At 60.6% G+C, this 21,789-nt stretch carries 18 protein-coding genes; 12 read left to right on the forward strand and 6 right to left on the reverse strand.

Annotation, left to right across the window (positions count from 1 at the left end; translation table 11 throughout):
• Positions 1 to 122 precede the first annotated feature (122 nt).
• From FNU76_RS19990 to FNU76_RS20000, 3 genes are read left to right on the forward strand one after another with little or no spacing between them, the layout of a single operon-like run.
• Positions 123 to 905 carry a TIGR04255 family protein gene (locus tag FNU76_RS19990; RefSeq protein WP_144279837.1) on the forward strand — a complete coding sequence of 261 codons (783 nt, stop codon included), beginning with the start codon at positions 123 to 125 and terminating at the stop codon, positions 903 to 905.
• Entirely contained in the window at positions 902 to 1,684 is a 783-nt protein-coding gene (locus FNU76_RS19995) for a hypothetical protein (protein WP_144279838.1), read from the forward strand. The genes FNU76_RS19990 and FNU76_RS19995 overlap by 4 nt, the downstream gene beginning before the upstream one ends.
• Before the next feature lie 13 nt (positions 1,685 to 1,697).
• A complete protein-coding gene (locus FNU76_RS20000) occupies positions 1,698 to 2,519 on the forward strand; it encodes a hypothetical protein (protein WP_144279839.1) in 822 nt (273 codons plus the stop codon).
• Between the two features lie 63 nt (positions 2,520 to 2,582).
• Here the strand turns inward: FNU76_RS20000 and FNU76_RS20005 are convergent, their stop codons facing one another.
• Complete coding sequence (locus FNU76_RS20005; RefSeq protein ID WP_144279840.1) at positions 2,583 to 4,595, reverse strand: M13 family metallopeptidase; 2,013 nt, start codon at positions 4,593 to 4,595, stop codon at positions 2,583 to 2,585.
• A gap of 236 nt (positions 4,596 to 4,831) precedes the next feature.
• The gene (locus FNU76_RS20010; protein WP_144279841.1) at positions 4,832 to 5,215 is read right to left on the reverse strand and encodes a 50S ribosome-binding protein YggL; all 384 of its coding nucleotides are present in this window, start codon (positions 5,213 to 5,215) and stop codon (positions 4,832 to 4,834) included.
• Between the two features lie 385 nt (positions 5,216 to 5,600).
• On the opposite strand from FNU76_RS20010, the gene FNU76_RS20015 reads away from it, so the two are divergent.
• The 4 genes from FNU76_RS20015 (at position 5,601) to FNU76_RS20030 (ending at position 9,231) form a co-directional block, all read left to right on the forward strand.
• Positions 5,601 to 7,130: a methyl-accepting chemotaxis protein gene (locus FNU76_RS20015; protein ID WP_179958208.1), complete on the forward strand. Its 1,530-nt coding sequence runs from the start codon at positions 5,601 to 5,603 to the stop codon at positions 7,128 to 7,130.
• Between the two features lie 17 nt (positions 7,131 to 7,147).
• Positions 7,148 to 7,903 (forward strand): substrate-binding periplasmic protein, encoded by a 756-nt coding sequence (locus tag FNU76_RS20020; RefSeq protein ID WP_144279843.1) that lies wholly within the window; start codon positions 7,148 to 7,150, stop codon positions 7,901 to 7,903.
• A gap of 90 nt (positions 7,904 to 7,993) precedes the next feature.
• The gene (locus tag FNU76_RS20025) at positions 7,994 to 8,752 is read left to right on the forward strand and encodes a substrate-binding periplasmic protein (RefSeq protein WP_144279844.1); all 759 of its coding nucleotides are present in this window, start codon (positions 7,994 to 7,996) and stop codon (positions 8,750 to 8,752) included.
• A 137-nt stretch (positions 8,753 to 8,889) separates the two neighbouring features.
• Entirely contained in the window at positions 8,890 to 9,231 is a 342-nt protein-coding gene (locus tag FNU76_RS20030; protein WP_144279845.1) for a zinc ribbon domain-containing protein YjdM, read from the forward strand.
• 62 nt (positions 9,232 to 9,293) lie between these two features.
• Here FNU76_RS20030 and FNU76_RS20035 read toward each other — a convergent pair whose 3' ends face one another.
• Genes FNU76_RS20035 through FNU76_RS20045 form a run of 3 tightly spaced genes read right to left on the reverse strand, consistent with a single transcriptional unit; the run spans position 9,294 to position 15,136 of the window.
• Positions 9,294 to 10,709, reverse strand: coding sequence for an efflux transporter outer membrane subunit (locus FNU76_RS20035; protein WP_144279846.1), 1,416 nt, complete (start codon positions 10,707 to 10,709; stop codon positions 9,294 to 9,296).
• Positions 10,699 to 13,878: an efflux RND transporter permease subunit gene (locus tag FNU76_RS20040; protein WP_144279847.1), complete on the reverse strand. Its 3,180-nt coding sequence runs from the start codon at positions 13,876 to 13,878 to the stop codon at positions 10,699 to 10,701. Before FNU76_RS20040 ends, FNU76_RS20035 begins: the two co-directional genes overlap by 11 nt.
• A gap of 16 nt (positions 13,879 to 13,894) precedes the next feature.
• Positions 13,895 to 15,136, reverse strand: coding sequence for an efflux RND transporter periplasmic adaptor subunit (locus FNU76_RS20045; protein ID WP_223879110.1), 1,242 nt, complete (start codon positions 15,134 to 15,136; stop codon positions 13,895 to 13,897).
• A 271-nt stretch (positions 15,137 to 15,407) separates the two neighbouring features.
• On the opposite strand from FNU76_RS20045, the gene FNU76_RS20050 reads away from it, so the two are divergent.
• The 3 genes from FNU76_RS20050 (at position 15,408) to FNU76_RS20060 (ending at position 17,333) form a co-directional block, all read left to right on the forward strand.
• Complete coding sequence (locus FNU76_RS20050; RefSeq protein ID WP_144279848.1) at positions 15,408 to 16,034, forward strand: TetR family transcriptional regulator; 627 nt, start codon at positions 15,408 to 15,410, stop codon at positions 16,032 to 16,034.
• Between the two features lie 121 nt (positions 16,035 to 16,155).
• Positions 16,156 to 16,572, forward strand: a complete 417-nt coding sequence (locus FNU76_RS20055) for a hypothetical protein (RefSeq protein WP_144279849.1) — start codon at positions 16,156 to 16,158, stop codon at positions 16,570 to 16,572.
• Positions 16,572 to 17,333, forward strand: coding sequence for an ATPase (locus FNU76_RS20060; protein WP_144279850.1), 762 nt, complete (start codon positions 16,572 to 16,574; stop codon positions 17,331 to 17,333). The genes FNU76_RS20055 and FNU76_RS20060 overlap by 1 nt, the downstream gene beginning before the upstream one ends.
• 55 nt (positions 17,334 to 17,388) lie before the next feature.
• Here the strand turns inward: FNU76_RS20060 and FNU76_RS20065 are convergent, their stop codons facing one another.
• On the reverse strand, positions 17,389 to 18,489 hold the full coding sequence (locus FNU76_RS20065; protein WP_144279851.1) for an anhydro-N-acetylmuramic acid kinase: 1,101 nt from the start codon (positions 18,487 to 18,489) through the stop codon (positions 17,389 to 17,391).
• Positions 18,490 to 18,660: 171 nt separating this feature from the next.
• Here FNU76_RS20065 and tyrS point away from each other — a divergent pair, with 171 nt between their 5' ends.
• Both tyrS and FNU76_RS20075 read left to right on the forward strand, forming a co-directional pair.
• On the forward strand, positions 18,661 to 19,947 hold the full coding sequence (tyrS, locus tag FNU76_RS20070; protein WP_144279852.1) for a tyrosine--tRNA ligase: 1,287 nt from the start codon (positions 18,661 to 18,663) through the stop codon (positions 19,945 to 19,947).
• Positions 19,948 to 20,090: 143 nt separating this feature from the next.
• Positions 20,091 to 21,668, forward strand: a complete 1,578-nt coding sequence (locus FNU76_RS20075; RefSeq protein ID WP_223879111.1) for a sensor histidine kinase — start codon at positions 20,091 to 20,093, stop codon at positions 21,666 to 21,668.
• Positions 21,669 to 21,789 lie beyond the last annotated feature (121 nt).

Raw genomic sequence — 21,789 nt, forward strand, 5'->3', positions numbered from 1 at the left:
GGACGTCCCTGGTGCGCGGAACCTTTCCTTGCATGGAGGTGTCAACTAATCTGTAAACTAATCAGGTGAGGGCTCCTTGCGCCTTCGACTGAAAACCTTACCGTTCCCACCAGGAGATAGCAATGGCCACCAATACGCTCGGCACGTGGCGCAAGCCGCCACTGGCCTATGTCGTAGCCGAGTTGGTTATTTCTCCCTACTACACCCTGGCCTCCAAGATTCCAGGCCTGCAAGACCAGCTGCGGAGTGTTTTTCCGAAGACTATCGAGGCTACTGAACTGGTTGTAGAGAGTAAGACACCCTCGTCGCAGCAATTATGGCAACTTCTTTCTGCTGATCAGCACCTGGGTGTTCAGTTCGGGACCAGGGCGATATCACTGCATGCGACTACCTATCTACACTCCAAGGACTTCCTGTCTCGTTTGGCTGAGGTGCTGGATGCGATAGCTTCTGCTGACCTTGGCGCATTCGTGGAGAGAGTAGGGCTCAGATATATCGATCTCATCGTTCCAAATAGTGACAGGCTCCCAACGGAGTACCTCGTAAGCCAACTTCATGGGGTTACGCCAGCTAGCGCCCAAGCTAATGGATCGATGTGGCAAGCGGCGTTTCGGTTCGATAGTGCTTTGGTGAACCTCCGCGTAATGGCGCCTGCCCCGCAAGGCATTGTCTTACCCCCCGACTTTTCTGCCATGCCACTCAAAAAGCCTGCAATCATGGTGGATGCAGAAGAAAGTTCAAAAGACGATAGACCCATCGGCTTTATAGACACTGACTGCCTTAAAGAGATCGGTCGCGTTTTCGACGCCGCCGAGCTAGTCGGTATCTACACTGAATTGCAGAAACTCGCGTCCGAGACATTCCGGGCAGCATTGTCGGATCATGCAAGGAGGGAGTGGCAATGAGTGAATTTATTGTGCCGAGCCGCTACCGAACCGGCTTGGCTGTGCCACACGGTCAATCTGGCGGCCTCATCGATGCTGTAAAAAGCCGAGACCAGGAACGTATAGCACTCAATGTATCGCACATTTATCAACCTGAGTTTTTCGGTGGGGGGGGGATTTCCACTGCTGGTGGCTTAAGCACAAAAGGTATTGTTAACACCACTACCAGCCTGCCTCGTAGGGTTATTGAGCAGTGCAGAAGGCCAACGGCTGCAGTCCAAACTCCTCAAGAGAGGGTGGGGCGAGACGATTTCTGGTGGATTGGCATCACCAAGGCGGCCTTCCAGCAAGCTCAAACACCGGCGCGGCATGTGCCGACTGCTGCAGCTCGGCTTCGAGTCGAGCGATTAGCTTCGATCCAAGCTGTTTTCTGCCTTTCAACCCAGGAAATGGCTAACGTGCTCCGTGTCTCTCGGCAGGGTTATTACAAGTGGCTCGACGCAGCGAATGTCGTGAAGTTACAGGAGGCCAATAGGGAGCGTTTGACTACGGTTGAGCGAATCGCAGCTCACTGGCGGCAACTATCCAATATTCCGCTAAGCGGTGTGGCATATGAGCCATTGTCTGGCGGACGTACCTTGCTTTCGTTGATCACTGGCGAATTATTGGACGAAGTATCAATTCGCCAGGCTCTTGAGGAATTGTTCGCCAAACTCGGAGACAGGCCAAAGACACGTAGCCAAGAAATGGCAGAGGCAGGATTCACACGCCGAAATCGTTCGCTCCCTTCCGACGACTGACGGAGGAAAAGCCTTGTCGTTCGGAGAGGGGATTGGACAGCAGGGATGGTGCGCAGGCGCAGTGGTGCCTGCAGACATGCTGCCGGCCATCGCTAATGACCTCACCCTCCCGGGCCAGCCTAGTCCACAAATTGATCCGGCCGATTGGCTCGTCGTAGTTTCCCAAACATGCGACGTTGTTGCCGCCAAGCTTGAGCAGGAGCCGTTGGTGGAGCTTCTCCACTGCCAACCTATTGCAAAGCTGCGCAAAGGGACTAAGGAATTACGATCGACACGTCATTTGGATTTCAAACCTAATCGGCAAACCCACCCTGATCTTTGCCTAACTGCACATGCGGTCGCCAATCGCTACCACGTGCCGAGACAGGTGCTACTCGGTTTTGGTGCCGATCCCGACAAGAAGCTTAGTGATCTTTCAATAGATAGGATCTTGGCGTGGTACGCCCTGCGGTATGGGCGCCCATCATGGCCGAATAATTTCGTAGACAGGATCAGTGGGGGACGGCAAGCGCTTGAAGATGCTTTGGAATCGCTCGCGGATGATATCGCGCAGGTTAGGGTGGGCATTGCCGAAAAGGACGATGAGCTTCCCGATGGCCAGAGCTACCATATTGCAGTGAATTTTGTGATTGATGAAGGCGTCTGGAATGGACTACTTGATGCACGAACTACAATTTACGAAGCCTACGCGGATTTTGTGTCTGTGCTCAACGACTGTATTGGCGTTGAAGTAAATCAACGATTCAGTGGGGTGGTGTCCGGTGCCAAATTCTCTTGGCAAGAGATGCAGAGCACCGATGAATGGAATTTCGCGAATCTTACCCATCGTGAGTAGTGCGTAGTCCAAGGGAATAGCGATTAGCAAGAAACCGCCCGAAGGCGGTTTCTTGTCGTTCACTTACCAGATACGGATACGCTCACTCTCGCGCTTATACATACCGTCGCCCGGCTTGGTGCCAAAGGTGGCATGGAAGGCGTCGCTGTTGACGGCGGCGCCAATGGCGCGGAAGCGGGACGGCGAATGCGGATCGGCGACCAATCCTTGCAGGACTGCTTCGTCGCGCGCTTTATCGCGCCAGACCTGGGCGAAGCCGATAAAGAAGCGCTGGTCGCCCTTATAACCATCCAGTTCCGGTGCGGGCTGACCGCCCAGCGACAGGTGATAGGCCTTGTAGGCGATCTGCAGGCCGGACAAGTCGGCAATGTTCTCACCCAGGGTGAGCTTGCCGTTGATGCGGCGGTCCTTCAGCGGCGAGTAGGCGTTGTACTGGTTTACCAGTTTGCCGGTCAGGCCGGCGAAGGCCTTGCGATCCTTGGCTTGCCACCATTCGCGCAGGTTGCCGTTGCCGTCGAAGCGGCTGCCTTCATCGTCGAAGCCATGGCTGATCTCATGGCCGATGACCGCGCCGATGCCACCGTAGTTGACCGCATCCTCGGCAGTGGCGTCAAAGAACGGCGGCTGCAGGATGGCGGCAGGGAAGACGATTTCGTTCATGCTGGGGTTGTAGTACGCATTCACGGTCTGTGGCGTCATGCCCCATTCGGACCGGTCCACCGGCTTGCCCAGATGGGCCAGGTCAAAGCGGTAGGCGAACTCGGTGCCGCGATCGACATTGCCCAGCAGGTCGTCGGCCTTGACCACCAGGCCGCTATAGTCGCGCCACTTGCTGGGATAGCCGATCTTGACCACATATTTGCCCAGCTTGTCCTTGGCTTGGGCCTTGGTGGCCGGGCTCATCCAGCTCAGCTTGTCGATGCTCTGCGCGTAGGCTTTCAGCAGGTTGCCGACCAGGGTATCCATCTTGGCCTTGGCTTCGGCCGGGAAATAGCGGGCCACGTATTGCTTGCCCACATCTTCGCCCAGGTTCTTTTCCACCAGGGCGATACCACGTTTCCAGCGCGGCTTGATCTGCTTGGCGCCGGCGATGGCTTGCTGATGGAAGCGGAAGTGCGCGTCGACGAAGGCTTGCGGCAGCACCGGTGCATAGCGGTCCAGCACGCGGGCGGTCAGATAGTCGCGCCATACCGAGACAGGTTCGCCGTTGATCAGCTTGGCGGCGGCACGGACGTAGGATGGCTGGTTCAAATCCAGTTCGCCGACCGTCGCGTCGGCACCGGCCAGAAAGACCGACCAGTCGAAACCGGGCGTGGTCTTGCGCAGGCCGTCCAGGCTGAGCTTATTGTAGGTCTTTTGCGCGTCGCGGTTGGCCACGCTGCTCCATTGCAGCTTGGCCAGCCTGGTCTCCAGCGCCATCACGGCGGCAGCCTTGTCGCGCGCTTGCGTCTCGTCGGCACCGGCCAGTTGGAATAATTGCTTCAGGTAGTCGGTGTAGGCGGTGCGGGCCTTGACCATGCGGTCATCGGCTTGCAGGTAGTAATCGCGATTCGGCATGCCCAGTCCCGATTGCTCCGCTTCCAGCAGGTAGCGGCTGGAATCCTTGGCGTCCACACCCACGCCGATATTGATCGGCAGGCTGACCGCATGCTTTTGCAGCAGGCCGAACTCGCGGGTCAGGGCAGTGACGTCGTTGATTCCGGCAATATGGTCGAGCAGGGGACGCAGCGGTGCCAGGCCCGCTTTTTCCACGGCGGGTTCATCCATGAAGCTCTGATAGAAGTCGGCGATGCGGCGCGCTTCCACATCGGCCGCACCGTTCTGGCCTGCCTGCTCGACAATCTCCCGCACCCGCGACTCGGACAGGTCGCGCAGCTCGCCGAATGCGCCCCACCAGGTCTTATCGGCCGGAATCTCGGTCTGTTTGTTCCAGTTGCCATTCACGGCCATATAGAGGTCGTCCTGGATACGGACGGTGGGGTCGAAATTGCGTTGGACAATACCGGAGCCGGGGGCGGCCAGTGTAGCTAGCGGCAAAGCTAGGGTCAGTGCGAGGGCGAGGCGGTTGAGCTGCATGAAATGTTTGATCCCGAATGATGTATTGGCGCGCCGCCCTGAGGGTTGACGGAGCCGGCGCGGCTTTATGCCAGAGCCTGAAGCCGGAGGCCAGCCTGACGCGACGAATCGTAACAGGCTCAGATGAATGGTGGAAAACCCGCATGGCGAGGGATGTGCTTGCATCGGCCTTGCAGCCTGCGCGGCCAGCGTTGCCGGCCGGGCAGGTGTTGTGTTGCCGACCTTAAGTTCAAGCCTTATTCGCCGTCCGTGTCCGCATACCAGCCGTCCACCAATTCCCCGGCCTTCGCTTCGGCTACCAAGGGGTAAGCCTGCACGAACGCCAGCAAGCCATCGCGCTGCTCGGTGCTGGTGGAACCCCGCTCCGCTGCCACGAAGCCTTCGGTAGTGTCCTTGTCCGGACCCACGCCAAAACCACCGACCAATAAGTTCAGCCCTTCCGCCGCCACACATAGATCGTTGATCCACTGATCCTGCTCGGTCTCGGCGAGCATGTGCCTGAAGCGCACGGTCAGGCCAAAGCCCAGTTCCTGGAATTCGGCCAGGTGGTATTTCTTGCGCTGGCGGCTGTTCAGGCGGCGAATGCGGGTGGTCGAGTTGCGGTTGATCCAGCTGGGCATGGCGGTCTTTCGCGGTTGTTGGAAGCGCGATTGTAGGGGAAGCGGGAGTGGGAGGCGCGATGATTCGCCAGTTCAAATTTCCTCGGCCGGTTCAACTACTTGCAGATCGGCGGCTTTAGAAATGACGCCCCTCGGTCAAGGTGACAAGGGACGTTTCGACCATGCAATGATCAAAGTGCGACTTGACTCACGGTATCGAGGTCCGACTCGTTGAGTCCGGTGAAGCCCTGGCACGGCGATCTGCTCCCGCCGTTGGACAACCGCCCACATTTGCCTTTTGCCTCCGGCCTACTAAGCTCAGAGCGCTGCTGCTGCACACCGCATAGGGACTACGCCGGCGGATCGGGAAAACACTCGGGGGTGATGAATGACTGGGAACCGGATTATGAACTTTACCCGGAGCATCAGCGGGCGACTCAACATCCTCTTCGTCGTTATCGTCTCCGTGGTCCTGGCGGGGCTCGGCGCCTTCAACTACGTCTCCAGCAAAAACCATCTGGAGGAAGGGTTGAAGGAGCAGGCCGATGCCTTGTCGGTCCGCCTGCAGCTCAGCCTGCCGGCCGCCATCTGGAATTTCGACAAGACCCAGTTGGGCCAGGTATTGGAGGCCGAGATGGTTTCCAAGACCTTCAACGGTATCCGCCTCCAGAACGGCAAGGACTATCTGACAGGCCTGATGCGTGGTCCTGACGGCAAGACCACGGCAGCCGGCGCGGACGCCAAGATAAAAGGCGTATTGCGCGAGGTGCAGTTGCAATTCGATGACAACGGCCAGAAAAAGAATGTTGCCGTCGCCCAGATCTATATCGCCCACGATTCGGTGGACGCGGCCCTGCGCGAGAACCTGGTCGTGCTGCTGGTGCAGATCGTCATCGTCGACGTGACCTTGCTGGTGGCATTGTCGATGAGCCTGTCCGCGGTGGTGTTGCGGCCGCTCAATCGGCTCAATACCGCGCTAAAGGAAATCGCCTCGGGAGAGGCGGATCTGACCCGCCGGTTGAGAATCAATGGCAAGGACGAATTCGCCGAGGTCTCGCAGTGGTTCAACGTGTTCGTCGAGCGGCTGCAAGGGGTGATGCGCCATGTGTCGGATACCGCGCCGCAATTGGCCGCGGCGGCCGAGCAGACCAGTCGCATCATGGAACACAGCAGCGCCGGCATTCAGCTGCAGCAGCAGGAGAGCGAGGCCGTGGTGGCCGCCGTCGCTGAATTGAGCCGCCAGGTACATGAGATTTCGGTCAACACCGGTGCGGCTTCCGAGGCGGCGAACTACGCCGATATCGAGGCGGAAAAGGGCCAGTCGGTGGTAGGCGATGCCATCACGACCATCGGTGAAGCCACCACCGAAGTGGATAACGCAGCCAAGGTGATCGCCGAGCTGGCCAAGAACAGCGAAAAGATCGGCAGCGTGCTGTCGGTCATCAACGGTATCGCCAAGCAGACCAACCTGCTGGCGCTCAATGCCGCCATCGAAGCAGCCCGGGCGGGCGAGGCCGGCCGCGGTTTCGCGGTGGTGGCCGACGAGGTGCGCACGCTGGCCAATCGTACCCATGATTCGACCACCGAGATCCAGCAGGTGATCACCGAGCTGCAGCAGGGTACGACCCGCGCCGTCACGGTGATGAGCAGCAGCAAGGAAAAAGCCGACCTGGGCCTCAAGCGCGCCCGCGAGGCCGGCGTGACCATCCAGCACCTGGCCGAATCGGCCCGCAAGATCGCCGAGCTGAACGAAGAGATCGCCGCCGCCTCCAGCCAGCAGGAGCAGGTGGTGGAGGGGGTGACCGACAGTATCCGGGAGATCCAGCGGGTCGTCAGCGAGGCGGCCAGCGGCTCCCGCCAGACGTCCATCGCCAGCGAGGAGGTCGCCCGGCTCGCGGTGCAGCTGCAGACCACGGTCGAGCAGTTCAAGGTTTGATTATCGAGGGAGTCACTATGTTTCGACGCAAGTTCATTCTGTCCCTATGCGCCTTGGGCGGTACGTTTTTACTTGGTACCGCGCAGGCGGACAGCAAGACCATCGTGCTGGCTTCGCTGGATTGGCCGCCGTATACCGGCGCCAAATTGCCCGACCAGGGCGCCAGCGTGGCAGTCGCCAAGGCGGCATTCAAGGCGATGGGCTATGACTTGAAGGTCGAGTTCTACCCGTGGAGCCGCGCCGTGCAGTTGGGTAAGGCCGACCCGGGTTATGCCGGCTACTTTCCCGAGTACGACTCGGCCGATGTGCGCAAGGATTTCACCCTGTCCGACCCGATGGGGACCGGTCCGCTGGGGCTGGCCCAGCGTATCGATGCGCCCGTTACCTGGAACAGTATTGCCGATCTCGCCAACAAGAAGGTCGGCGTGGTGCAGGACTACGTGAATACCGCCGAATTCGACGCGCGCGTGGCGGCCAAGCAGCAGCGGGTGGATGTGGCCATGGACGACGGCAAGAACCTGCTCAAGCTCGGCAGTGGCCGCTCCGACCTGGCGGTGGTGGACAGCAATGTGTTCACATACCTGATGAAGACCGATGCGGAATTGAAGCCCTATGTGGGCAAGCTGGCGATGAATGCCAAGGTGCTGGAGAACAAGAAGCTCTACATCTGCTTCAAGAAGGATGCGGAAGGCCAGCGCATCGCCAAGATTTTCAACGAGGGTGTGAAGAAGATCGATGTGAACGCCATCATGGCCAAGCATCTGGGCGGTTGACGCGCCTGGATGGTACGTCCGCTCCCTTTCGTTCAATTACATTCCGCCTGGCCCGGATGAGTCGGTCCAGCCATTCGAAGGAGGTAAGGCATGCGTTTGTTCCCACTGATTTTCGCCGCGGCGGCGCTGACGGTATCGGCTGCGGATAAGCCGGCCAGCATCAAGCTGTGCTACGACAATGTCGAGGTCTACCCCTGGGCGGTGGAAGGACGCGACGGCCTCAATATCGTCCAGTTGAAGATGGCGGCCCAGAAGCTGGGCACCAAGCTGGAGTTCGTGAAGATTCCCTGGGCGCGTTGCCTGGACGAATTGCGCCAAGGCAATATGGATGGCGCCTTTGCCGCCAGCTTCAAGCCCGACCGTTTGGCCATGGGCAGTTATCCGGGGGGCGGCGACAAGCCCGACACCAGCAAGTACATGATGATGGATGGCTATTCGCTCTATCGCCTCAAGGGGAGCAATGTCGGCTACGACGGCAAGGCGATCAGCAATGTGACCGGCGCGGTAGGGGCGCAGCAGGGTTTTTCCATAGTCGATCAATTGAAAGGCATGGGCGTGCGGGTGGATGACGGTACCCGTAGCGCCGACGATAGCTTGCGCAAATTGACGGCCGGCCGCTTGCAGGCGGTTGCCTTGCAGACACTGGAAGGCGATAACTCCATCCAACAGGCCGAGTTCGCCGGCAAGGTAGAAAAAGTCAGCCCACCCTTGGTGGAAAAGCCCTATTACCTGATGCTGTCAAAGCAATTTATCGGTAAATACGGCGACTTTTCCAAGGAAGTCTGGAACACCGTGGCGGCAGTACGCGATTCGGCGGAATACAAGAAGGCGGCAGGGGCATTCAAGTAGTCTCTCCGCTATTTTCCAGTAGTAGAAACGGGCATTCCGGTGGCGGGATGCCCGTTTTTCATATATATCGCACGTGCTGAAAATGTCGTGGCAGCACGCCAGGTCATTCCGCACCCAACACCCAGACAGGTAAGAACGTGACGACCCTACCCCCATGCCCCCAATGCAGTTCCGATTTGACCTATGACGATGGGGCGAACTTTGTTTGTCCTGAGTGTGCCCATGAATGGTCGCGCAATGCGGAGACCGAAACCGCGGCGGCCGGCAGGATTGTGCGGGATGCCAATGGCAATGTCCTGCAGGACGGCGATACCGTCGTCGTGATCAAGGATCTGAAAGTGAAGGGGTCATCCTCGGCCTTGAAGGTCGGCACCAAGGTCAAGAACATTCGGCTGGTCGAAGGCGATCACGATATAGATTGCAAGATCGACGGGTTCGGCGCGATGCAGCTGAAGTCGGAGTTCGTGAAAAAAGCGTAATTGCGGGTCCGGTAAGGACCGGTGCCGTCCACGCAGGCGCGTGGACGGCGTCTTTCACTTGCTTACTCGGCTTTTACCAGCGTTGCCGTGCTCCAGCCGCCGCCGAGCGACTGGTAGACGGTGACGAGGGCGGCCAGGCGGTTCTGCAAGGCGCTGACCCGGTCCCGTTCGGCGCCAAGGCGGTCCCGCTCCGCGTTGAGCAGATCCAGATAGCTGCTGGCGCCGGCCTTGTAGCGCAGCTCGGTCAATTGCTTGACCTTGTTCTGGCTATCGACGCGGGTCTGGGTCGCGATCAAGGCTTCGCGGGCGGCACGATGGCCGGCCAGTGCGCTGCGCGCATCGCCATAGGCGGCGCGGGCGGCCTGGGCGTAGGCCAGTTCGGCCTGGTTGCGGCTGGCCTTGGCTGCTTCCACCTGGGCATCGATCCTGGCCAGGCCTACCAGCGGCTGCAGCAAGGCGGCCCCGACGTTCCAGGTGCGGGCCGGTGCATCCAGCAGATTGCTCAGCTTGAGGCTTTCGCCGCCGAAGAAGCCGGTCAGCGACAGGCTGGGGAAGTAGCGGCGGCGGGTCTCGCCCAGGCTGGCTTCGGCCACGGCCAGTTGCGCCTCGGCCCGGCGGACATCAGGCCGGCGGGTCAGCAGGTCGGCCGGTAGGCCGGCCGGGATTTCCGGTGCCTTGGCCAATATTTCCAGACCCTTGCCCCGTTCTACCCGTCCTTCAATGACTTCCTTGGGGCTGCGTCCCAGCAGCACGGCCAGGGCCGCTTCGGCCTGTTCGCGGGCGGCCACGGCCTGCGGCAGGGCGGCTGCCACGCTGGAGCGCTCCACCTCGGCCAGCTTCAGCTCATAGTCGCTGGCGGCGCCCAGGTCGAAGCGCTTCTGTTGCAGCTTGAAGGCTTCGTCGCGGGTGGTCATCGACTGGCTGAGCAGGGCGACGTTGGCGTCCAGTGCCAACAGCGTGAAGTAGCTCTGGGCGGTCTGGGCGGCCACTGCGCTGCGAGTGGCTTCGCGGGCGTACTGGCTGGCCAGGACATTGGCCAGCGCGGCGTCCTTGGCCTTCCATACCCGACCCCATAGATCCAGCTCGTAAGAGACCGAGAGCCCGCCGTTGTAGACCGTCGAGGTCCCGGTCTGGCCCGGTTGGCCGGTCTCGTTGCTGGGATTGCGGCGGTTGGCGTTCAGGCCGAGGTTGACGTCGGGCAGCAAGGCCACCCGCGCCTGCGTCAGGGTGGAGCGCGACTGCTCCACGCTTTGCATGGCGGTCATGACCTCGGCATTGTGGCTCAGCGCTTCCTCGATCAAGCTCTTGAGGGTGGCGTCATCGAAGCTGGTCCACCAGGCCGATAGTTCGGCCGGGGCGGTTTCGCTCTGGTGGGCCGGCAGCGCGAAGCTGGGCGGCGGCGCGGTGCCGGCGCAACCGGCCAGGCCGGCAGCGACCAGCAGTGCCAGCAGGCTGCTTTGCATGGGCTTACTTTTCATCGTGGATATCTCCTGCAACGATGCCGTATTCGCTTTCGGCTTTCGGCGTCAGCAATTCTTCCGGCTTGGTCTTGAGCTTCTTGTCCGTGATCAGCTTGAAGAACAGCGGGACGAAAAAGATTGCCAGGAAGGTGGCCGCCATCATGCCGCCCACCACCCCGGTGCCGACCGAAGTCCGCGCACCGGCGCCGGCGCCGGACGAGATCGCCAGCGGCAGCACGCCGAGGATAAAGGCCAGCGAGGTCATGATGATGGGCCTGAAGCGCAGGCGAGCCGCTTCGATCGCCGCGGCAGCCGGCGGATAGCCTTCGTGGTGCTTCATCACCGCGAACTCGACGATCAGGATGGCGTTCTTGGCAGCCAGTCCCAGCAGCGTGACCAGACCGATCTGGAAATACACGTCGTTGGAATATGCGCGCAGTTTCACCGCCACCAGGGCGCCGAAGATACCGAACGGCATGGCCAGCAGCACGGAGAAGGGTAGGGACCACTTCTCGTACTGCGCCGCCAGGATCAGGAACACCATCACGGCGGCCAGCACCAAGGCGATGATGGAAGCGCTGGAAACCTTCTTTTCCTGGAAGGCGGCGCCGGTCCATTCATAACCTACATCGCTTGGCAGTACCTGTTTGGCGGTTTGCTCGAAGGCGGCAATGGCTTCGCCGGACGAGTGGCCCACCGTGGGTCCGCCCAGCAGTTTTACCGCCGGCAGATTGTTGTAGCGATCCACCGTATCGGGGCCGGTGCTGTAGCTGACCTTGGCAAAGGCCGACAGGGGCACCATCTCGCCGCGCTGGCTACGTACATACAGGTTGCCGATATCCTCCGGCCGCTTGCGGTACTGCGCATCGGCGCTCATCAAGACCTGCCATGCGCGACCGTACTTATTGAAGTCGTTGACATAGTAGGTACCCAGCGTGCCTGCCAGGGTGTTGAAGGCGTCGGTCAGCGGAATGCCCAGCGACTTCGCCCGTTCGCGGTCCACGTCCACGTACAGCTGTGGCGCATTGGCCTTCCACAGCGTTTGCACGCCATGGCGGTCGCCGCCGCTCAGCACCGGGTTCTGCATGGTGGCGCCTATCATCGCACCCACCGAAGGGGCCAATGCCTTGGCACCGCCTTCGCCGCGGTTCTGCAGGTAGACCGTGAAGCCGCCGGTGTTGTCCAGGCCGAAGATGGCCGGTGGCGCGAACGCCATGACCAGCGCTTCCTTGATGGCCCCGGTCTTCATAAAGAACTCGCCCACCAATTCATTGGTGTTCATCGTGCGTTCGTCCCAATGCTTCTGGGTGACGAAGATGGTGGCTGCATTGTTCTTGAAGCCGCCGCCGATAAAGTCCATGCCGGCAAAGGCGATCACATGCTCATTGGCCGGGTTGGACTGGATCGCGCCCACTACCTGCTTCAGCACTGCGTCGGTACGTTGCAGCGAGGCGCCATCGGGCAGGAATACCGCGCCGATGTAATAGCCCTGGTCTTCGTCCGGCACCAGGGAGCTGGGCGTGAACTTGAACAGGCCGGCGGTGACCACCAGCATGCCGACGAATAGCGCGATACCCAGCAGCGAACGCTTCATCATGAATGTCACGCCGCCGACATAGCGGTCGGTGACGCGATGGAAGAAGTCGTTGAACCACAGGAAGAAGCGGGCGGTCTGCTTGTGCTCGCGCTTGAGCATCAGCACGCACAGGGCCGGCGTCATGGTCAGCGCCACGATGCCCGACAACACCACGGCAATCGAGATGGTGACCGCGAACTGGCGATACAGCTCACCGGTCAGGCCGCCAAGGAAGGCGATCGGCACGAACACCGCGCACAGCACCAGCACGATGGCGATAACCGGACCGGTCACTTCCTTCATGGCCAGCAGGGCTGCCTCGCGGGCAGGCAGATGCTGCTCGTGCATGATCCGTTCGACGTTCTCCAACACCACAATGGCATCGTCCACCACGATACCGATGGCCAGCACCATGCCGAACAGGGTCAAGGTGTTGATCGAATAACCCAGCATATGCAGGCCGGCAAAGGTACCGATCAGCGATACCGGCACGGCCAGCGTGGGGATCAGGGTCGCGCGCCAGTTTTGCAGGAACAGGAACACCACCGCGAACACCAGGACCATGGCTTCGGCCAGGGTCTTGATCACCTCGTGGATAGAGACTTCCACAAAGCGCGTAGTATCGTACGGCACTGCATAGCTCAGGCCTTTCGGAAACTGCGCGGCCAGACCGGTCATTGTCGCTTTGACTTCGCTGGCGACATCCAGGGCATTGGCGCCGGGCTGCAGGAAAATACCCATCAGCACAGCGGGCTTGCCGTTGTATGTACCATTGAAGTCATTGTCCTTCGAGCCCAGTTCGATCCGGGCGATATCCTTCAGGCGCAGCTTGGCGCCGTCCGGATTGGAGCGGACGATGATGTTCTCGAACTCTTCCGGCGAATTGAGCCGGCCCTTGGCGGTGATGGTGTAGACCATCTCCTGCTGGCCGCCGTTGGGCGACTGGCCGATCTTGCCGGCGGCGAACTGTGCGTTCTGCTCGGCAATGGCGGCCGCCACTTCAGGCACGGTCACCCGCAGCTGGGCCATGCGATCCGGCTTGAGCCAGATGCGCATGGCGTAGTCCTTGGCACCGAAGATCTGCACATTGGTCGTGCCGGGAATCTTCTTGATGCTGTCCAGCACGTTCAAGGTGACGTAGTTCGAGGTGAACAGGTCGGTGTACTTGTCTTCCGGCGAATAGAAGGCCAGCACCTGGAGGAAGGCCGAGGAGCCTTTCTCCACCGATACACCCTGGCGGCGGACTTCTTCCGGCAGGCGGGCATCGGCTTGCTTGACCCGGTTGTTGACGTTGACCGCGGCCTTGTCCACGTCGGTGCCGATCTCGAAGGTGGCGGTGATTTCCACCGCACCGTTGGAGGTCGAAGTGGACGACATATACATCATGCCTTCCAGGCCGGTAATGGCGTTTTCCAGCGGGGCCGCTACGGTCTCGGCAATGGTCTCCGCCGAGGCGCCGGGGTAGAAGGCGCGAACCTGCACCACCGGCGGCGAGATTTCAGGGTACTGCGCGATGGGCAGGATACGCATCGACGCCAGACCCGCGATCACGATAAAGATCGAGATCACGAAGGCGAAGATGGGCCTGTCGATAAAGAAGCGTGAAAACATGTATGGTCGCCCCTGGTTAAGACTTGGCAGCCGGAGCACCGGCCGGCGGCTGCTGGGCAGCCTTGGCGGCTTCCTCGGCCGTTAGCGGCGATACGGGCTGGTACGGGTAGAAGATGCGGGCCATGCCGTCGACGATGACCTTGTCGCCGGCCTTGAGCCCTTTCTTGATCAGCCAGCCATTGGGTTCGTCCGCGCCCAGCCTGACCCAGTCGCCCACCACCACGGGGGCGGGCACGGCGGCCGGCTTGCCATCCTTGCCGGCACCGACCACGTAGACGAACTTGCCGTTCGCATCGTCGAGCACGGCGCGTTGCGGCACGGCGATACTGTTCGGCCGTTTGGCGCCGGACAGCACGACCCGGACGAACTGGCCCGGCGAAAGCTCGCCGCGTGGATTGGCGAACTGGGCGCGGCTGGCAAAGGCGCCGGTGTTGGCGTCGGCCTTGTAGTCGCTGAAGTTCAACTTGCCGGTTTCCTTCAGCCAGTGGCCATCGCTGCTTTTGAGCCTGACCGCATAGCCGCTCTCCGGCAGCTTGAGCGTGCCGTTGGCGACTTCGCCCTGGACACGGCCGCGATCGGATTCCGACAGGGCGAAGTTCACGTCCATGGGGTCGGTCTGCGCCATGGTGGCCAGCAGGCTGTCGCCCTGGGCATTGGCCAGGCTGCCTTCAACCTTGAGCGCCCGCCCTACCACGCCGGTGATCGGCGCGCGTACGTCGGTGTAGCCCAGGTCGATGCCGGTGGACTTGCTTTGTGCCTGGGCGGCCTTCAGGCCGGCGCGGGCGATATCCAGTGCCGACGCGGCGGTATCGAATTCCTGTTGGCTGATGGCCTTGGCCTCGATCAGCGGCTTGAGGCGGGTGAACTCGCGCTCGGCCTGCTTGAGGCGGGCCTCGGCGGTGGTCACATTGGCATCGGCGGCGGCGGCGGCGGCGGCCAAGGGCGCTGGATCAAGCCGGAACAAGGTCTGGCCGGCCTTGACCTGGCTGCCTTCCTCGAACAGGCGCTTATCCACGATACCGGTCACCCGCGCGCGAATTTCCACTTCACGGGAACCATTTGTCTGGCCCGGGTATTCAAAGTCGATAGGAATGTCGCGAATGCTGACGGCTTCGTAGGTCACCATCGGTGGCGGCATGCCGCCACCGCCGTCTTGTGGCTGGCCCTTGCCGCAGGCGGCCAGAAGCGCGGTAATTATCAGGGCCGGTGCCAGGCGCAATGCGTAGGCGCGGGGAGGGGTGAGGCGTGAGGCGTGCATGGGTGAGTCCTCGCGATACTGAAGAAGTGGAGCGATAAGGTAGAGCGGATACGGGCGCCGTTTCGGCTGACACCAAACTGACAGCATAGGAAGTGCCGGAGCAAGCCGCCAGTTTGGCGTTTTGTCATGACAAACAAGCATTTGCCAAACCGCGGGCTTGCTTTGGGTTTGACGATGTGCCAGATTTTAGATACATACACGTATGTTTGTAAACACTGATGACGCCGTGGTTATTAAGACATCCACGTCGTTAGCAATATAAAATCGCGATATGGCTAGAAAAACTAAGGAACAAGCGGCGGAAACCCGCGAACTGCTGCTAGATGCAGCAGAGCGGGTCTTCCATGCAAAAGGGGTAAGCCGCGCCGCATTGGACGATATCGCCCGCGATGCGGGTATGACGCGCGGGGCAATTTATTGGCATTTTGCCAATAAGGCTGCCATCTTCACCGCCATGTGCGACCGGGTGTCACTGCCCATGCAGGCGATGCTGAACACCCTGGTGGCCGATCCGGGCGACGACCCGCTTGGCCGCTTGGTACAGGACGGCGCCGACATCCTACGCCAAGTTGCCAACGACCCGCGCACATTGCGGGTGTTCGAGATCATCCTGTTCAAGACCGAGCTGAGCGAAGTGGTGGCCGAGGTCATGGCCGAAGAAGCCGAGCGGGCCGCCAGTTGCCGCCGGCAAATGGCCATCGTGCTGCAGGCCGCCCAGCGCCTGGGCCAACTGCCCGCCCATGTCGATTGCTACCTGGCCGCCTTCGCCCTCAACAGCTTTCTGATCGGCTGTATCCGCGAATGGCTGGAATTACGTGAATTCGACCTGGCGGAGAAGGCCGATTGGTTGATGCATACTTTCTATGCGGGCTTGCGGCATGCGCCGATGCGAACATGAACCATGCGCCCTTGGTAGTGAATCGTTGAACAAACACGGAATTGAATGGTCTGTTCGGTATCCAGTGGCCTGTAAAGAAGCGTAGTCTTACTTCCGATGTTGGCTTTGCGAGGATTCGCACATGAGCTTGAAAACAAAGAAGCAAATTGATCCCAGCTTTACGACTTCCGAGAAGGCGCGCATACCTCAGGGAGGAGCCTACAGGCGTTCGATGATCGTACGTCTGTGGAAGGAGATTGGCACTGACCGCAAAATCCGCGAAGCAGAAGGCGCCAACGTAAGGAGGCTGACTTTCGGTTCGGTTATCGTTGAAGTATCCGCTCTCGACCGGGCAGAGATCCAACGTAATGTCAAAGTGGGTCAAGCTGCGCTAGCACGTGCCAAAAACACAATCGTCCAAGCCGGTGTTGATTTGCCGGAACAGGAGGGGGTGCCGCTGTTTCATGCCGATCCTAACCGCCCAGGTAAACTGGTCCGCGAACTGGATGGCAAGCGCGAGATTGGCTCGTTTGTGAACGGCATCTTTCTGGTGGGCTGATGACCACGCCGGATAAAGCCGTGGATGCTTTCCTCAAAACGGCCGTGGATGCTGTCCTTGATGCGCAGCGTCAATCTGAAAAGCCTTTGGCGATTGTTCTTGCCGGCCACAACGGGTCTGGTAAATCGACAATGTGGTACCTGCAGTTGGCCGACAAGCTGCAAGTACCGCTCGTCAATGCCGATCGTATGATGCTGTCCATTCTCCCGGAAGTTAATCAAAACCAACACCTTCCAGCTTGGGCTGCCAGGCTGCGGGACAACGACACCAGCTGGATGAAAGTCGCTCAAATGGGTGTCGAGGCTTTTGTTGCCCAGGCCATGCTGCACGGGATCCCATTTGCCATGGAGACTGTATTTTCCCATTGGCGCCGACAGGAAGACGGTTCATTTGAATCCAAGATTCGGAAGATCGAAGAGATGCAGGAAGCTGGATACTTTGTGCTGCTGTTTTTTGTTGGACTCTCAGACGAACAGCTCTCGATAGCTCGAGTTTCCACGCGGGTTATCGCGGGCGGCCACAATGTAGATGTCGAGAAACTTGTCCAACGTTTCCCGCGAACCCAAAAGGCGATTCGGCAAGCCGTTAAAGTAGCCGATGCGGCTATCCTTACGGACAATAGCCGTGAACGGAGCGACGCATTTACGGTTTGCCGCATTCAAATGCGTGACAAGGTGGTCTATGACCGACGAATTTCGGAAACGGATACACCGAAAGTTATACGGAATTGGCTCGATATCGTGTGTCCACTCCCAACCTAAGTCCATCCCTTAACGGGCTGGAGAGAAACTCCCAACTCATGTCGTAGTGCGGATATCAGGCAGAATAAATCGCCCCCAAAACCCGAGCACCGGCGGCACCGGTAACCGCCGGCAGATTGCCTGGCTGTCCAGCCAGGCATTGCTTGGCGAGCCAGGCAAAGGCGACCGCTTCGACCCAGTCAGGATGCAGACCCAGCGCTTCGGTGCTGCTCACCAGGCGCGGCGCCAGCAGCGCGGCCAGCCAGCGCATCATTGCGCCGTTGCGGGCGCCGCCGCCGCAGATATAGATCGCCTCTGCCTCACCGGCCTCTTGCTCGATTTCGTTGGCGATGCTGCGGGCGGTGAACTCCAGCAAGGTGGCTTGCACATCCACCGGCGCCAGGCCCGGGAGCCCGGCCAGATGTTGGTCCAGCCAGCCGAGGTGGAATAGATCGCGGCCGGTGCTCTTCGGCGGCGCCAGGTCGAAATATTCGTCGGCCAATAATCGTTCCAACAGTTCGTTCACGCTATTGCCCGCGGCCGCCCAGGCGCCGTCGGCATCGTAGGGCTGGCCATGGTGGCGGGCGTTCCAGCCGTCCAGCAGCACATTGCCCGGCCCGCAATCCCAGCCGCGCACGGCACCCTTGGCGGGCAGGTCGGTGATATTGGCGATGCCGCCGATATTGACGACCGCACGGTGCCGCTTGCCGCCGAATACGCCCCGATGGAAGGCCGGCACCAGCGGGGCGCCTTGGCCGCCGGCCGCCACGTCGCGGCTGCGGAAGTCGGCTACTACGCGGATACCGCTACGTTCCGCCAGCAGCGCCGCGTTGCCTATCTGCACGGTAAACCCAAGTTCGGGCCGATGCCGCAAGGTCTGGCCATGCATGCCGATGGCCGCTACCTGGTCGGGTGCGACGCCGGCTTCGGCCAGTACGGCCGCCACGCTGGCGGCATAGGCCTCGGCCAGCGCGTTGGCCGCCAGTGCCACCCGTTGCAGTTCGTTGTCGCCGGGCGTCTGCAAGGCCAGCAATTCGGCATGCAAGCCAGCCTCGAAGGGGCGAAGAGCCGTACCCAGCAAACGCGGATTGCCGCTGGAGAAATCGACCAGGGCGCAATCGATGCCGTCCAGGCTGGTGCCGGACATCAGGCCGATATAAAGAGTGGATTCAGACATGACACGGCGCTGATAAGGGGGAGTGGGGCTAGCCTATGGCGGCGCCCAGGTGAATGCAAGCAGGTTTTTCAGAAGCCAGCAAAATCCTGGGAGGATGGCCGTATAGGTTAAAATCGGCGGTTTCGAATCTCGCGGCGTGTCTGGCACGCCGGCTCAGTGGAGAGTTTCAGCATGCCCCAATCCGCCCTTTTCCAGGATCTGCAAGATCGTGGCCTGATCGCCCAGGCGACCGATGCCGCTGCGCTCGATGAACTGCTGGCCAAGGAAGCGGTGACCCTCTATTGCGGTTTCGACCCGACCGCAGACAGCCTGCATATCGGCAGCCTGGTGCCTATCCTGGTGCTCAAACGTTTCCAGGATGCGGGCCACAAGCCCATCGCGCTGGTGGGTGGCGCCACCGGCATGATCGGCGATCCCAGTTTCAAGGCCAATGAGCGCAAGCTCAATACCCCCGATGTGATCGAGGGCTGGGTGCGGAAGATCCGCGACCAGGTCGCGCCATTCCTGCGCTTCGAGGGCGACAATGCCGCCGTGATGGCCAATAACCACGACTGGTTCGGTGGCATGGGCGTGCTCGATTTCCTGCGCGATATCGGCAAGCACTTCTCGGTCAACGCCATGATCAAGAAGGAGTCGGTGCAGCAGCGTATCAGCCGCGACGATCAAGGCATTTCGTTCACCGAATTCTCCTACAGCCTGTTGCAAGGCTATGACTTCAGCGAGTTGAATCGCCGCCATGGCTGCAAACTGCAGATCGGCGGTTCCGACCAATGGGGCAATATCACCGCCGGTACCGATTTGACCCGCCGCCTTAACCAGCAACAGGTGTTCGGCCTGACCTTGCCGCTGGTGACCAAGTCGGATGGCACCAAGTTCGGCAAGACCGAGTCGGGTACGATCTGGCTGGACGCGAAAAAGACATCGCCCTACGCCTTCTACCAGTTCTGGTTGGGCACGGCCGATGCGGACGTCTACAAATTCCTGCGTTTCTTCACTTTCCTGACACCGGCCGAGATCGACGCCATCGAAGCGGCGGACAAGGCGCGCGAAGCCAAGCCGGAAGCCCAGCGCATCCTGGCCGAGCAGATCACCGCCGTGGTGCATGGCCAGGACGCGGTGGTGGCGGCGCAGCGGATCAGCCAGAGCCTGTTTACCGACAGCCTCGCCGCATTGACCGAGGCCGATTTCGAACAGCTGGCCCAGGACGGCATGCCGGGCATCGTGCTGGACCCCGCCAGCGGCGGTCTGGTCGAAGCCTTGGTGGCGGCCGGCCTGGCCAAGTCCAAGACCGAAGCGCGTACCTTTATCCAGAGCGGCGCAGTCAGCGTCAACGGCCAGAAGGCCACCGTGCTGGAACACGCCTTTGACGATGCCGAGCGCTTGTACGGCCGTTTTACCTTGCTCAAGCGGGGCAAGAAAAACTATGGCCTGATCAGTTGGGTAGCCGAGGCGACCTAAAGCGCCCGCGCTACCCAGTCGTCGACCGAACAAGGGCGGTGCAATCGAGCACCGCCCTTGTTCGTGGTGCGCCTGGAATTCGCCGTTGCCTGCATGCCCCTTGGCCTATATTCAATGGGCCGAGCATGCTTCAAGGACGTCTGGTGCACGAACCCACCTCCGCCTCTCCCGACTTTCTCTCCACTCTGCCTGCCGGGCCGCGCGAGCGGCGGTTGGCGCGGGCGGTGGTCGGCGTTTCCTTGCTTTTCTTCCTCTTGGCGGTGCCCTTTGCCAAGGTGCCGCTACCGAAAGTCTGGGCCTTCATCCCAATCTATCAAGCGTCGCTGGTGATCAATGACCTGATTACCGTGGTGCTGCTGCTGGGGCAGTACGCCATGTTGCGTACCCGCTCCCTGCTGGTACTGGCCTGCGCCTATCTTTTTACCGGGGCGATCGCCGTGCTCCATGGCCTGACCTTTCCCGGCCTGTTTGCGCCGGACGGGCTGCTGGGTGCGGGGAAGCAGAGCACCGCTTGGCTGTATATGTTTTGGCACGGCGGTTTTCCGTTTTTCATCATCGCCTATGTCCTGCTGAAAGATCGTGAGCGCGAGGGTAGGCAGCTCGACGAAGCGGTGTATCGGTCCATCGCCTTCGGCGCGTTGGCAACGCTGGGCCTGGTGGCCGCCTGCGGCATGCTTGCCACCCTGGGTAAGGCATTCTTCCCCGATTTACTGGTGGCCGGCCGCTATACGCCCGCCATGCATGCGGTGATCACCGCGGTCTGGTTGCTCAGCCTGGTCGCCTTGGCTGCGCTGTGGTTTCGGCGTCCCCATGCCCTGCTGGATGAGTGGCTGATCGTGGTGATGTATGCCTGGCTATTCGATATCGGGCTTTCCGCGGTTTTCAATGCCGGCCGCTTCGATCTCGGTTTCTATGCGGGCAGGGCGTATGGCTTATTGGCGGCGAGTTTTGTCCTGATGGTGCTCTTGCTGGAGAACGGCATGCTTTATGCTCGTCTCTTGGGCATGCATGCGCGCGAGCAGAAGAACCTGGCCGAATTGCGCGCGGCTAACCAGGAGCTTGAAAGCTTTTCCTATTCGGTTTCGCACGATCTGCGTTCACCGCTGCGCGCGGTGGATGGCTATGCCTGTATGTTGGAGCGGCGGGTAGCCGATCGATTCGACGCCGAGGAGCGGCGGCTTTTAGGGGTGATCCGTGGCAATGCCAAACAAATGGGCACGCTGATCGATGATCTGCTGGCTTTTTCGCGACTGGGGCGGCAGCAGCTATCCACCCAGTCGGTAGCGCTCAACACCCTGGTGGCACCATTGGTTGCACAGCTGCAGAGCGAGTGCCATGGCCGTAATGTCGAGTTTGTCGTCGGTGAATTGGGCTGCGCATTGGCGGATCCGGGCCTGCTGCGGCAGGTGCTGGCCAACTTGCTGGGCAACGCCGTCAAGTTCACCCGCCAAGTCGAGTCCGCCCGTATCGAGGTGGGTTGCCGAACACTGGCCGGTGGTACCGCCGTCTACCATGTGTCGGACAATGGTGCCGGTTTCGATATGCGCTTTGCCGACAAGCTGTTCCGGGTGTTCGAGCGCTTGCATGACGGTGCCGACTACGAGGGAAGTGGCATCGGCCTATCCATAGTCCAGCGCATCGTCCAGCGGCATGGCGGACGAATCTGGGCGGAATCCGAGCCGGGCGGGGGGGCGACGTTCTACTTTACGCTGGCGCCTTGAGCGGACCGCTGAGCAGCTTTGAGAAGTAACTTGCAATGCACGACAGGGACAAGGACGGATTCGGCGCAAAGTAGCAGGAGCTGGCCGTCAGGCGGATTTGTTCGCGCAGCCGGGATTCGGG

This window comes from Chitinimonas arctica (assembly GCF_007431345.1).
Taxonomy (GTDB): Bacteria; Pseudomonadota; Gammaproteobacteria; order Burkholderiales; family Chitinimonadaceae; genus Chitinimonas; species Chitinimonas arctica.

Bases quoted from the DNA above. Each gene is read 5' to 3' on its own strand.
- FNU76_RS20050 (WP_144279848.1), top strand. From the start codon at position 15,408: ATGGCTAGAAAAACTAAGGAACAAGCGGCGGAAACCCGCGAACTGCTG.
- FNU76_RS19995 (WP_144279838.1), top strand. From the start codon at position 902: ATGAGTGAATTTATTGTGCCGAGCCGCTACCGAACCGGCTTGGCTGTG.
- FNU76_RS20035 (WP_144279846.1), bottom strand. From the start codon at position 10,709: ATGAAAAGTAAGCCCATGCAAAGCAGCCTGCTGGCACTGCTGGTCGCT.
- FNU76_RS20015 (WP_179958208.1), top strand. From the start codon at position 5,601: ATGAACTTTACCCGGAGCATCAGCGGGCGACTCAACATCCTCTTCGTC.
- FNU76_RS20020 (WP_144279843.1), top strand. From the start codon at position 7,148: ATGTTTCGACGCAAGTTCATTCTGTCCCTATGCGCCTTGGGCGGTACG.
- FNU76_RS20060 (WP_144279850.1), top strand. From the start codon at position 16,572: ATGACCACGCCGGATAAAGCCGTGGATGCTTTCCTCAAAACGGCCGTG.
- FNU76_RS20025 (WP_144279844.1), top strand. From the start codon at position 7,994: ATGCGTTTGTTCCCACTGATTTTCGCCGCGGCGGCGCTGACGGTATCG.
- FNU76_RS20055 (WP_144279849.1), top strand. From the start codon at position 16,156: ATGAGCTTGAAAACAAAGAAGCAAATTGATCCCAGCTTTACGACTTCC.
- FNU76_RS20005 (WP_144279840.1), bottom strand. From the start codon at position 4,595: ATGCAGCTCAACCGCCTCGCCCTCGCACTGACCCTAGCTTTGCCGCTA.
- FNU76_RS20010 (WP_144279841.1), bottom strand. From the start codon at position 5,215: ATGCCCAGCTGGATCAACCGCAACTCGACCACCCGCATTCGCCGCCTG.
- FNU76_RS20065 (WP_144279851.1), bottom strand. From the start codon at position 18,489: ATGTCTGAATCCACTCTTTATATCGGCCTGATGTCCGGCACCAGCCTG.
- FNU76_RS20040 (WP_144279847.1), bottom strand. From the start codon at position 13,878: ATGTTTTCACGCTTCTTTATCGACAGGCCCATCTTCGCCTTCGTGATC.
- FNU76_RS20045 (WP_223879110.1), bottom strand. From the start codon at position 15,136: ATGCACGCCTCACGCCTCACCCCTCCCCGCGCCTACGCATTGCGCCTG.
- tyrS (WP_144279852.1), top strand. From the start codon at position 18,661: ATGCCCCAATCCGCCCTTTTCCAGGATCTGCAAGATCGTGGCCTGATC.
- FNU76_RS19990 (WP_144279837.1), top strand. From the start codon at position 123: ATGGCCACCAATACGCTCGGCACGTGGCGCAAGCCGCCACTGGCCTAT.